The sequence below is a fragment of the Streptomyces sp. URMC 127 genome (assembly GCF_051386535.1).
Taxonomy (GTDB): Bacteria; Actinomycetota; Actinomycetes; order Streptomycetales; family Streptomycetaceae; genus Streptomyces.
Genome location: NZ_JBPQTW010000203.1, coordinates 1 through 12452, shown reverse-complemented (window position 1 = coordinate 12452; position 12452 = coordinate 1). Strand labels below are relative to the sequence as shown.

Sequence of the window (12452 nt, the reverse complement as noted above, 5' to 3'; positions counted from 1 at the left end):
CCGCGCCGGGGGTGAGGCCGCTGCCGTCCCTGGTGTCCTCGGCGGGGCCGGAACCGGGGCCGGGAGCGGCGTCGTGGCCGGCGGGCGCGAGGGCGAGGACGACGTCGTAGCGGAAGCAGCTCAGTTCGTTGCGGTAGCGGCCGGCCTTGGGCAGGACGCGGACGTCGGCGAGCCGCGGGTAGCGGTGCCGCAGTGCGGTGAAGAGGCGGGGGTCGAGGGCCAGTTCCTCCTCGGCGTGCACGGCGCGGGCGATGCGTGCGCGTACGTCGCGGGCCCGGTCGCCGGCGGCGGCCCGGTGGACCGTCACGGAGGTGTGGAACAGGTCGAGCAGGGGCAGGCTGCGCAGGTCGCCCAGGAAGACGTGGCCCGCGCCGGGTACGGCCCCGACCGCCTGGTCCAGGACGGTCAGCAGGTAGTCGACCGAGGGGAAGTACTGGACGACGGAGTTGAGGATGACGGTGTCGAAGCTGTCGCCGGGCCGCACGGCCCGGTGGGCGGGCGCGGCGAGCAGTTCGACCCGGCCGCCGGTGCCGGGGCGGGTCCCGCCGAGGGTGCGCTGCAGTTCGCCGATGACCGCGGCGGACAGGTCCGTGCCCCGGTAGTGGTCGCAGCCGGGGGCGGTCCGGGAGAGGATCATGCCGGTGCCGCAGCCGATCTCCAGGACGCGGCGGGGCCGCAGCGCGCGCACCCGCTCGACGGTGTCCTCCAGCCACGCCTTCATCTCGCCGGGGTCGATGGGCCGGCCCGTGTAGCTGCTGTCCCAGCCTTCCAGGGTGTCCGGTCCGCCGGGCGTGCCGTAGGTGTCGTCGTAGAGCATCCGCCACTGGCCGACGCGGTCCTCCTCGCGGGCGGTGCCCGAGGGGTCGCCGGTGCGGCGCGGGCGCGGGCTGACGAAGGCCACGAGGCGGTCCCGGTCGGCGGCGACGACGCTCTGCAGGACCCGCGGGTGGTCGTCGATCACGGCGGTGATCTCGTCGGGTTCGATGCGGTGACCGCGGATCTTCACCTGCTGGTCGGCGCGTCCGAGGTAGAGGAGGCTGCCGTCGCCGAGGCGGCGGGCGAGGTCGCCGGTGCGGTACAGCCGGGCGCCGGGCTCGCCGGAGAACGGGTCGGGGACGAAGCGCTCGGCGGTCAGCGCTCCCCGGCCGAGGTAGCCGTAGGAGACGCCCGCGCCGCCGATGTAGAGCTCGCCAGTGACGCCCGCGGGCACGGGGCGCATCCGGTCGTCGAGGACGTGGGCGTGGGTGTTGTCGAGGGGGGTGCCGATGGGCACGGGGCCGTCGGTGGTGTCGCGGGCCTCGTGGGCGGTGCACGCGACGGCGGTCTCGGTGGGCCCGTACTCGTTGAACACGCGCACCGGCCGGTCGCCGCCGCGCCAGCGCGCGAGCAGCTCCCCGTGCAGGGCCTCGCCGCCGACGACGAGCGTGCGCGCCCAGTGGCCCGGGCGCTGCTGCGCCTCGTGGCCGTCGAGCATCCGCAGGTGCGACGGCGTGAGCTTGACCATGCTGAGGTCCTCGGCGCGGTCGGCGTGGGCGAGGAGGGCCTCCCCGGGGTTGTCGCCCTCGTCGCGCAGGACCAGGCGCTGTCCGGTCAGGAGCGGGGCGAAGATGCTGGTGACGGTGAGGTCGAAGGCGAGGGAGGAGTGCAGGGGCACGCCGCCGCCCTCGTGGACGCGATAGGTCCGGGCCGCCCACCGGAGGTAGTTGGCGACCTGGCGGTGGGCGAGCAGGACGCCTTTGGGGCCGCCGGAGGACCCGGAGGTGTACATGACGTAGAGGAGGTCGTCGCCCGTGACGGGGACGGCGGGCGGGGCGTCCGCCGGGGGCGGGGCGGCGTCGGTGCGCAGGACGCGCACGCCGGGTGCGTCCAGCCGGTCGCCGAGGCCGGGCCCGGTGACCAGCAGGCGCGCTCCGCTGTCCCGGAGCATGTGCTCCAGGCGGGCCCGCGGGTAGGCGGGGTCGAGCGGCAGGTAGGCGGCGCCGGCCTTGAGGACGCCGAGGAGGGCGGTCACGGCCCGGGGCCCGCGCTCGCAGAGGACGGCGACCAGGGAGCCGCGCCGGGCGCCCGCGTCCCGCAGGAGGTGCGCGAAGGCGTTGGCGGCGGTGTCCAGCCGGCGGTAGGTCAGTTCCTCGTCGCCGGGGCCGAGGACGGCGGTCGCTCCGGGGGTGCGGCGCGCCTGTTCCTCGAAGAGCCGGTGGACGCAGTCGGGTCCGGGGTGCGTCACGCGGGGGCCCCGGCCGGCGTCGAGGGCCTCGCGCCGTGCCCGGGGACCGAGCAGCGGCAGGTCGGCCAGCCGGGTGGCGGGGTCGGCGAGGGCCGCGCCGAGGAGGGTCTCCAGCCCCGTGGCGATGCCGTCGACCAGGGAGGCGTCGAAGAGGTCCGCGGCGTAGATGAAGGAGCACTCCAGGCCGGCACCGGACTCGTGGGCCACCAGGTCGAGGTCGAACCGGGCGCCCTCGTAGTCCAGGTCGAGCGGGGTGATGTCCATGCCCGCGGCCGAGCCGACGGGCTCGGGCGTGTTGTGGAAGGCCAGGTTGACCTGGTAGATGGGGTTGCGGCCGAGCTCCCGGTCGGGGTGCAGCCGCCGGGCCAGGACGTCGACGGGGATGTCCTGGTGGTCGTAGGCCGCGAGGCAGGTGGCGCGGACCTCGCGGAGGTACTCCTCGAAGGCGAGCCCGTCCCGGGGGCGGCCCCTGAGCACCACGGAGTTGACGAAGAAGCCGATGAGCTCGTGGAACTCCTTGTACCGGCGGTTCGAGACCGGCGTGCCGACCAGCACGTCGTCCTGCCCGGAGAAGCGGGCGAGCACGATCTGGAAGGCCGCCAGGAGCACCATGAACGGGGTGGCTCCCGCCTGCCGGGCCAGCCGGGCCACGGCGTCCCGGACGTCCGGCGGCAGCGTGAGGTGCCGCACGGCGCTGCGCCGGGTGACGGTGGCCGAGCGCGGCCGGTCGGTGGGCAGCGTCAGCAGCGGCGGTGCCCCGGCGAGCTGCTCCAGCCAGTACGCGATCTGCTGCTGCGCTTCCTCGGTGTGCAGCCAGTCCTGCTGCCAGCGCGCGTAGTCGGCGTACTGGAGCCGGGGCTCGGGCAGCGGGTCGGGGCGGCCCTCCAGGTGGGCCTCGTAGAGGGCGCCGAACTCCCGTGAGAAGACGCTGAAGGACCAGCCGTCGGCGACGGCGTGGTGGAAGTTGAGCAGCAGCAGGCAGTCGTCGGCGGCGAGGCGGACCAGGACGAAGCGGATCAGCGGCCCGTTCTCCAGGTCGAAGGGCACTTCCTGCTCGGCGCGTACGAGGCGGTCGCTCTCCTCGGCGCGGCGTTCCGGGGGCAGCCCGGTCAGGTCGATCACCGGGAGCGGCAGCCGCTCCGGCGGGCCGGTGCGCTGGACGGCCTCGCCGCGCACGACCGGCAGCCGGGCGCGCAGGACCGCGTGCCGGCGCGCCACCGCGTTGAGGGCGGCCTCGACGCCGTCGTGGCTGACCCGGCCGGTCAGCCTGACCTGGGCCGGGCAGTTGTAGGCGGGGCTGGCGGGGTCGAGCCGGTGCAGGAAGACCATCCGCCGCTGGGTGAACGACGCCGGTGCCTCCTCCGCGCCGCCGTGGATGCGGGCCAGCGCGCCGGTCGGTACGCCGCGCTCCCACAGGCGCCGCCACAGGGCCGCCCGCTTCTCCGGCGGCAGGTTCTCCACCTGGCGCAGCACCTCGGCCGCGGACCGCTGCCCGGCCTGCTCCGCCGCGCTCATCCGGGGGTTCCCGCCGGGCCGTCCGGCGCCCGCCGCGGCTCACCGGCGCCGAAGCCGAGGGCTGCGGAGCAGTAGGCCCGCCAGGGCGCGGTCGGCGTCTCCACCAGGCCGTGCGCGCCGGCGCCGGGAAGGACGGGGGTGCGGACGACCGTCAGGTCGTCGCGGAGGTAGACGACGTCGTCGTCGCCGAGGCCGGCGTCCGCGCCGCGCGCGAGTTCCGCCCAGCCGTCGAAGGACCGCAGGTCCCGCAGCGGGTAGGCCTTGCTGTACGCCCTCACGTCCGGGCCTCCTCCGGGCGGTCCTGCCCGTCCGTACCGTCCATGTGCCGGCGCAGGCTGAGCGGCCGCATGTCCGTCCAGACCTGCTCGATGTGGTCGAGGCACTCGGCCCGGGAGCCGCTGCGGCCCGCCTTGCGCCAGCCCAGGGGCGGCTCGCCGGGCTCGGGCCAGATGGAGTACTGCTCTTCGTCGTTGACGACCACGGCGTAGATCCGCTGGTCCTCGTCGGCTCCGTACACGTGCCTGCCTTTCTCGTCCGTCGTCTCGGGGCTGCGGGCCTCGGTGGTGCGGGGCTTCAGGGGTGGGTGCCGGTGTCCTCGCCGTGCCCGGTCAGCCGGGCCAGTTCGTCGACCAGGCCGTCCAGTTCGTCGGCACCGCCGGTGCCGCCGGCCGGGTGGTCGCCGGTGTGGCCGCGCGCTTCGAGCTCCGCGGCGATGCCGGCGACGGTCGGTGCCTCGAAGAGCGTGCGCAGGGGGAGGTCCGCGCCCAGCCGCTCGCGGATGCCGGCGACCATGGTCGTCGCCAGCAGGGAGTGGCCGCCCAGGAGGAAGAAGTCGTCGTGCACGCCGATCTCCCGGCGTCCGAGGACATCGGCCCAGATCTCCGTCAGCCGTTCCTCCAGGGGCGAGCGCGGCGCCACGAACTCCTCGCCGGACACCGTGCCGGAGCCCGCGGCCCCGCGCAGGGCCGCCGCGTCGAGCTTGCCGTTGGGCGTCAGCGGCAGGGCGTCCACCGTCACGAAGACCGACGGCACCATGAAGTCGGGCAGTTCGGCCCGCAGGGCGCGCCGGACGGCCGCCGGGTCCGGGGAGGCTCCCTCCTCGGGCACGAGGTAGCCGGCCAGGATCCGGTTGCCCGCGCCGTCCTCCTGCGCGACGGCGGCCGCGGCGGCGATGCCGGGCAGGCGGCGCAGCGCCGCCTCCACTTCGGCGGGCTCGATCCGGAAGCCGCGGATCTTCACCTGGCGGTCCGCGCGGCCGAGGAACTCCAGCTCGCCCGCGCGGTTGCGGCGGCCGAGGTCGCCCGTGCGGTACATGCGGGAGCCGGGCGGCCCGTAGGGGTCGGGGAGGAACCGTGCGGCCGTCAGTCCGGGGCGGCCGAGGTAGCCGCGGGCCACCCCGGCGCCGGCCAGGTACAGCTCTCCGGTCACGCCCGTCGGGACGGGTGCGCCGGCGGCGTCCAGGACGTACACCCGTGTGTTGTGCAGCGGGCGGCCGATCGGGGCGCTCAGCGGCCAGCCGGCCGGGTCGCCGGAGAGGGTGTGGGAGGTCACGGCGTGGGTCTCGGCCGGGCCGTAGACGTTGTGCAGGCGCCTGCCGGGCACCCGGCCGAGGAAGGCGCGCAGCCGGTCGCCGACCGTCAGCGCCTCACCGCCCTGGAACACCTCGGACAGGGCGGGCAGGTCGCTGCCCTGCCGGGCGGCGGCGGCGCAGATCGCGTCGATGACGAGGGTGGGCGCGCACAGTTCGGTGACCCGGTGCCGGTCGAGCCAGCGGGCCATGGCGTCGGCGTCGCCGCGCACGCCGTCGGCGGGGACGGCCAGGCAGTGACCCGCCAGCAGGGGCGCGAGGATCTCCTCGACGGAGAAGTCGAAGCCGATGGCGGTGAACTGGGCCATCCGCCGCTCCGTGCCGCCGCCCGCGAAGGCTTCGTTGTGCCAGCGGAGCATGTTGACCAGGCCCGCCATGGGCATCATCACGGCCTTGGGCCGGCCGGTGGAGCCGGACGTGTAGATGACGTAGGCCGGGTGCTGCAGTTCCGCCGCTGACGGCGGGGCCTCGCCGACCGGGTCCGGGTGGCCGGCGGCGTCCAGGGCCGCGCGGGTCGCGTCGTCGTCCAGCACCAGCCGGGCCGCCCCGTCCGGCAGCCGCCCGGCGGCGGCCGTGCTGGTCACGGTGAGGGCGGGCCGGGCGTCCGCCAGCATGAACTCGATGCGCTCGGCGGGGTACTGGGTGTCGACGGGCAGGTAGGCGGCGCCGGTCCGCAGCACGGCCAGGATGGTGGCGACCATCTCGGCGGAGCGCGGCAGGGCCATCGCGACGATCCGTTCGGGGCCCGCGCCCCGCTCGGCCAGGAGGCGTGCCAGCCGTCCGGCGTACGCGTCGAGCCGGGCGTACGACCAGGTCTCGTCCTCGAAGACCACGGCGGGCGCGTCCGGGGTGCGGCTCGCCGTGGCCGCGAACAACTGGGGCACGGTCGCCCGGGGCACCGGGCGTGCGGTGTCGTTCCACGCCTCCAGGAGGCGGTGGCGCTCCCCCTCCTCCAGGACGTCGATGCGGCTGATGGGCTGCCCCGGATCGCCGGCCACCGCGTGCAGCAGCCTGACGTACCGGCGGGCCAGGGAGGCGGCGGTCTCCCGGTCGAACAGGTCGGTGCTGTACTCCAGCAGCCCCTCGGCACCGCCGTCCGGGAGTTCGCGGAGGCTGATGAACAGGTCGAACTTCGAGGTCACCGTCGGGACCGGCTCCTCGGCCAGGCGCAGGCCGGGCAGCTCCATCTCGGTCCCGGGCGTGTTCTGGAGGGCCAGCATGACCTGGAACAGCGGGTGCCGGGCCGTCGAGCGGGCCGGGTTGAGCGCCTCCACCAGGCGCTCGAAGGGGACGTCCTGGTGCGCGTACGCGGCCAGGTCGGTCTCCCGGACGCGCTCCAGGAGGCCGAGGAAGTCCGGGTCGCCCGAGGTGTCCGTGCGCAGCACCAGCGTGTTGACGAAGAACCCGATCAGGTCCTCCAGGGCCTGGTCGGTCCGGCCCGCGATCGGTGTGCCGACGGGGATGTCGTCGCCGGCGCCCAGCCGGCTCAGCAGGGCCGCCAGCGCGGCCTGCGCCACCATGAACAGGCTCGTTCCGCTGCGCCTGGCGAGGTCCAGCAGCCGTTCGTGGAGGTCTCGTCCGAGGCCGAAGGACACGCTGCCGCCGCCGTCGCCGGCGGTGGCCGGGCGCGGCCGGTCGGTGGGCAGGGCGAGCTCTTCCGGTATGCCCTCCAGGGCGCCGCGCCAGTACGCGAGCTGCCGTGAGACGGCGCTGCCGGGGTCGTCCTCGGATCCGAGGATCTCCCGCTGCCACAGCGTGTAGTCGGCGTACTGCACGGGCAGCGGCTCCCAGTGCGGTGCGCGGCCCGCTGCGCGCGCGCCGTACGCGGTGACCAGGTCGCGGGCGAGCGGCGCCAGGGACCAGCCGTCCCCGGCGATGTGGTGCAGGACGACCATCAGCACGTGCTCGCCGTCGCCGAGGGAGAACAGCCAGGCGCGCAGCGGCAGGTCGCGGGTGAGGTCGAAGGGGTCGGCGGCGGCTGCTGCGAGGGCTTCGGTGAGGTCGCCGGGCGCGACGGTCCGGGTGGTGAAGCGCGGGCGTGCCGCGGCCGCGGCGACCACGTGCTGCCCGGGTTTGCCGTCGTGCTCGGCGAACCGGGTCCGCAGGGTCTCGTGCCGGTCCACCAGGTCGTCCAGGGCGGCGCGCAGCGCGGCGGTGTCGAGGTCGCCGGTCATGCGCAGCGCCATCGGGATGTTGTAGGTGGGATTCGGTCCGGCGAACCGGTTGAGGAACCACAGCCGGGCCTGGGCGAAGGACAGGGGCACGGGGTCCGGGCGCTCCGCCGGCAGCAGCGGCGTGCGGGGGCGGGCGCCGCCTCCGGGGCCGCCGGTCTCCAGGGCGCCGGTCTCCAGGGCGCGGGCGAGGCCGGCGACGGTCGGTGACTCGAACAGCAGCCGGATGGGGAGTTCGGTGCCGAGCTCCGTGCGCACCCTGCTGGCCACCCGGGTGGCCAGCAGGGAGTGGCCGCCCAGGAGGAAGAAGTCGTCGTGCACACCGATGTGCGTGCGGTCCAGGACGTCCTCCCAGATGCGCACCAGGGTCGCTTCCGCGGGTGAGCGGGGCGCGGTGTAGGCGCGGCCCGGTGCCGGACCGGCGCCGGCCGCGTCCGGCAGTGCGCGCAGGTCCAGCTTGCCGTTCGGGGTGAGCGGCAGGGCCTCCACGGGCACGAAGGCGGACGGCACCATGTAGTCGGGCAGTTCGTCGCGGAGCCGGGCGTGCCAGTCCGCGACGGGGGCATCCTGTGCGGGCCGGCCGGTGGCCACGTAGGCGACGAGCCGCCGGTCCGCTCCTTCGCCGTGCGCGACGACGGCCACGCCCTGGTGTCCCGTCACCTCGCGGACGGCGGCCTCGACGTCGCCGGCCTCGACGCGGTAGCCGCGGATCTTCAGCTGGCCGTCCCGGCGCCCGAGGTATTCGATGACCAGGCCGTCGCCGGTGTCGCGGTAGCGCGCCAGGTCGCCCGTGCGGTACAGCCGGGCGCCCGGCTCGGTGCTGAACGGGTGCGGGACGAAACGTTCCGCCGTGCGGCCGGGGCGGCCCAGGTAGCCGCGGGCGGATCCGGCGCCGCCGGTGTGGAGGACGCCCGGTACGCCGGGCGGCACGGGTTGGAGGGCGTCGTCGAGCACGTACGCCTCGGCTCCCGGGAACGGGCGGCCGATCAGGGAGCGGTGTCCCGCCCCGGGGGCGGGCGCGCGGTGGACGTGGTACGTGGTGTCGATCGTGTCCTCGGCCAGGCCGTAGGAGTTGACGAGCGTGGTGTGGGGGCCGGTGACCTCGCGGGCCCGGGCCAGATCGCTGTCGTAGACGGAGTCCGAGCCGACGATGAGCAGTTTCACGAACGCGAGGCTCTCGCCGGTCGTGCGCGCGTGCTCCACGAGGCCGTTGAGGACGAGCGGGACGAACTCGGCGCAGTCCGTCGCCTCCTCGCGCATGAGGGCCAGCAGTGCGGCGGGCTGGAGCAGCACGTCGCGGGGGCACAGGACGAGCTTCGCGCCGGAGCACAGGGCGCGCACCACGTCGCCGACGAAGACGTCGAAGCCGAAGGAGGCCATCTGCAGCACCGAGGACCGCTCCGCCATGCCGTAGGCGAGCTCCCAGCCGTACCGGCGGAGCGCCAGCGAACGGTGGGAGACCATCACGCCCTTGGGACGCCCCGTCGAGCCCGAGGTGTGGACGATGTACGCCAGGGAGTCCGGGAGGACGGGCACGGCGGGGTTGCCGGCGGGCTGCCCGGCGAGGTCGGCCGCCGTGTCGTCCGCGTCCAGCAGCAGTGTGGTGCCGGGCAGGTCGTCCGCCGGGCTCGCGCAGCGGCGGTGCGTGAGCACCAGCGCCACCCCGGCGTCCGCGGCGACGGCGGCCCGCCGCCGGGCCGGGCCGGACGGGTCGAGGGCCACGTGGGCCCCGCCGGCCTTCCAGACGGCCAGCGCGCCCACGATCAGGTCCGGTGCGCGCTCCATGAGGATGCCGACCCGGCTCTCGGTCCCGACTCCGTGCCGGCGCAGCAGGTGGGCGAGCCGGTTCGCCCTCTCGTTCAGCTGCCGGTACGTGAGGCGGTCCGTGCCGTGGACGACGGCCTCGGCGTCCGGCGCGGCCTCGGCGGCGCGCTCGAACAGCTCCACCACGGAGGCGTCGGGGACGGCCGTCGGCAGGGGCGGCCGGGCGGCGGCGAGCAGGGCCGCCCGTTCCTCGCCGGCGGTCAGCGGGATCTCGGTGACGGCGCGGTCCGGCCGCTCCAGGAAGGCGTGCAGCAGGTGCCGGTACAGGCCCGCGTACCGGGTGACGGTGTCCTCGTCGAAGAGGTCCGAGTTGTATTTGAAGATCAGCTCGGAGGAGCTGCCCGAGACCTGCACGTGGATCTCGAAGTCGGCCGGCGTGTACCGGCGGGGCGGGGTGACCAGCGAGGTGGTCAGGCCGGACAGCACCGGCGGCTCGGTGTCCCGGTCCAGGTTGAAGATCGTGCCGAACAGCTGGGAGCGGCTCGCGTCCGTGCTCGTGGGGAGCTTGCCGCGCAGCGCCGAGAACGGGAGACCGGCGTGGTCGTACGCGCCGAGGAGGGTCTTCTGGAGCCCTTCGAGGAGGTCCGCGGCAGTCTCTCCGGGACGGAGCGTGCTGCGGACGGGCAGGAGGTTGCTGCAGTTGCCGACGACCCGGTCGGCGTCCTCGTAGCCGCGCTGCGCCACGGGCACGCCGATGACCAGGTCGTCCTGGCCGGTGAGCCGGTGCAGCAGGCAGGCGTAGACGCCCAGCAGGATGGTGAAGGGGGTGCTGCCCAGTTTCCGTGCGGCGGCGGCCACGCGGCCGGCGACGTCCGTGTCGAGCGAGGCGGTCACCCGGCCGCCGCGGTAGGTCACGCGGGCCGGACGCGGGCGGTCCGTGGGGAGCCGGAGGGCGGGCAGCGCGTCGGCGAACCGTTCGAGCCAGTAGCCCTCGTCGGCCTCCCGGGCGGCGGAGCCCGCGTACCGGAGCTGGCGGGCGACGAAGTCGCGGTACTGCGGCGCGGCCGGCAGGTCCGCGGGGACGCCGTCGCGGCGGGCGTTGTAGAACCGCCCGATCTCGTTGAAGAGGACGCCGAACGACCAGCCGTCGATCACGGCGTGGTGGGCGGCGAGGTAGAGCTGGTGGCGGTCCTCCGCCAGCCGCAGGACGGCCGTGCGGAACAGGGGCCCGGTCGCCAGGTCGAAGGTCTCGTCGGCCCGGTCGTCCAGCCAGGCCCGCAGCGCCGCCTCGGCCCCGCCGGGCTGCCGGGCGCCGGAGAGGTCCACCAGCGGGACCGTGTCCCCGGCCGGGGCGGACGGTGTCTGGTGGGACCCGTCGGGGGCGAAGGCCGAGCGCAGGGACTCGTGACGGCGCACGGTGCTGCCGACCGCCTCGCGCAGCGCGTCCAGGTCGAGGTCGCCGCGCAGGTCGAGCAGCACGCTCTCGTTGTAGGAGCGCGACTGGTCGGGGCCCATCTGGTCGAGGATCCAGAGCTCTTCCTGCACCGCGCTGAGCGGGTACGGCTCACCGCTCGCGGCAGGGTCCGCGGCGGCGCCGGGGGCCGGGCCGCCGGCTGCGGTCCCCGGGGCGGGGGCGGCGGTCCCGGGGCCTGTCCGGAGGGCTCGGGCACCGGGGAAGAAGCCGGCCGTCCGCATGTCCTCGGCGACGCCGAGGATCACGGAGACGATCTCCTCCACGTCCTCGTCGCCGTGCGCGGTGGACAGGAAGCAGTTGCGCCCCTCCCAGATGTACAGGCCCCGCTCCAGCAGGGCCGTGTGGAAGAGCTCCGTGGTCTCGGCCTTCAGCGGCTGGTCGAGGAACCGCAGCCGGAACAGCGACCCGAAGTGCGCGACGCGCAGCGGCAGGGCGGCGTCGGCGAACGCGGAGTTGAGGCGTTCGGCGAGCCCGCCCACCCGCGCGTTGAGCTCCTCCTGCATCCGGGGGCCGCGGCGCTTCATCTCCAGGAGCACGGCCCGGCTCGCGGCGAGGGCCAGGGGGTGCTTGCAGAAGGTGCCGGTGTAGAAGGTGCGGACCGAGCCGGGGTACGGGGAGTCGCCGAAGGTCCACACGCCGCCGTCGATCGCGTCCATGTAGCGGGCGTCCCCCGCGACCACGCCGATGGGCAGCCCGCCGCCGACGACCTTTCCGTACGTGGCGATGTCCGCCTCGATGCCGAAGAGCGCCTGGGCGCCGCGCGGGTGGGTGCGGAAGCCCGTGATGACCTCGTCGAAGACCAGCGCGACGCCGGCGTCGCGGGTGATGCGGCGCAGCTCCTCCAGGAAGGCGCGGGGCTGCAGGCCGGGGTGGCGGCTCTGCACCGGCTCGACGAGCACCGCCGCCAGCTCGCCGAGGTGTTCGCGGATCACGTCCAGGGAGGCCGCGTCGCCGTACGGCAGGACCAGCGTCTCCCGGCTGACCGCCTCGGTGATCCCCGGGGCCAGTGGGACGGCTTCGCCGGCCCTGCCCTCGAAGTCCTGCCGGGACAGGACGGGATCGGCGGAGCCGTGGTACGAGCCGGCGAACACCACGACCCTGGACCGGCCGGAGACCGCCCGGGCCAGGCGGATCGCGACCATCACCGCCTCGGAACCGGTGTTGCAGAACAGCGCCCGGTCCTTGCCGGTCATCTCGCAGATGAGCCCGGCGACTTCGGCGGTCAGGGCGGGCTGCGGTCCCAGCTGGATGCCCTGGGCCAGCTGCCCGGTGATCGCCTCGTTGATGAACGGTTCGTTGTGCCCGAAGACGTTGACGCCGAAGCCCATCGTCAGGTCGATGTACTCGTTGCCGTCCACGTCCCACAGCCGGGCGCCCCGGGAGCGGGTCACCCCGATCGGGTAGTGCGTCTCGCGCAGCCGCACGTCGGACCGCGGGGAGTTGCGGACGTCGGCGTTGACGGCCCGCTCGCGGACGGCCTGGGCCTTCGAGGCCCGGGTGCGCTCGCAGTAGCGCCTGACGAGGTCCTCGGTGAACTTCTCCTGGGCGTCGGTGAGCCGCCGGGCCGGACCGGTGCCGGCGGGGCCGGCGGGGCGGAAGGCCACGTAGGTGTCGGCGGGGGCGAGCGGGATGGGCGTCGGCCCGGCCTGCTCCGGTGGGCGGGTCCCCTCGGCAGGGGCCGGTGCGGCGGAGGCCGGAGCGGGGGCGGGGACAGCG

Annotated in this window: 4 protein-coding genes; all 4 read right to left on the bottom strand. The window is 75.3% G+C overall.

Going from position 1 to position 12452, the window contains the following annotated elements; genetic code table 11:
- Window positions 1-3739 (bottom strand): non-ribosomal peptide synthetase (locus tag ACSNOH_RS28390; RefSeq protein WP_436724292.1); only part of this gene is annotated, 3739 nt, incomplete at its 3' end.
- On the bottom strand, window positions 3736-4017 hold the full coding sequence (locus tag ACSNOH_RS28385; protein WP_436724291.1) for a hypothetical protein: 282 nt from the start codon (window positions 4015-4017) through the stop codon (window positions 3736-3738). The genes ACSNOH_RS28385 and ACSNOH_RS28390, both read right to left, overlap by 4 nt.
- A complete protein-coding gene (locus ACSNOH_RS28380; RefSeq protein WP_436724290.1) occupies window positions 4014-4256 on the bottom strand; it encodes an MbtH family protein in 243 nt (80 codons plus the stop codon). The genes ACSNOH_RS28385 and ACSNOH_RS28380 overlap by 4 nt, the downstream gene beginning before the upstream one ends.
- Before the next feature lie 56 nt (window positions 4257-4312).
- Entirely contained in the window at window positions 4313-12340 is an 8028-nt protein-coding gene (locus tag ACSNOH_RS28375) for an amino acid adenylation domain-containing protein (RefSeq protein WP_436724289.1), read from the bottom strand.
- Between the last annotated feature and the right edge of the window lie 112 nt (window positions 12341-12452).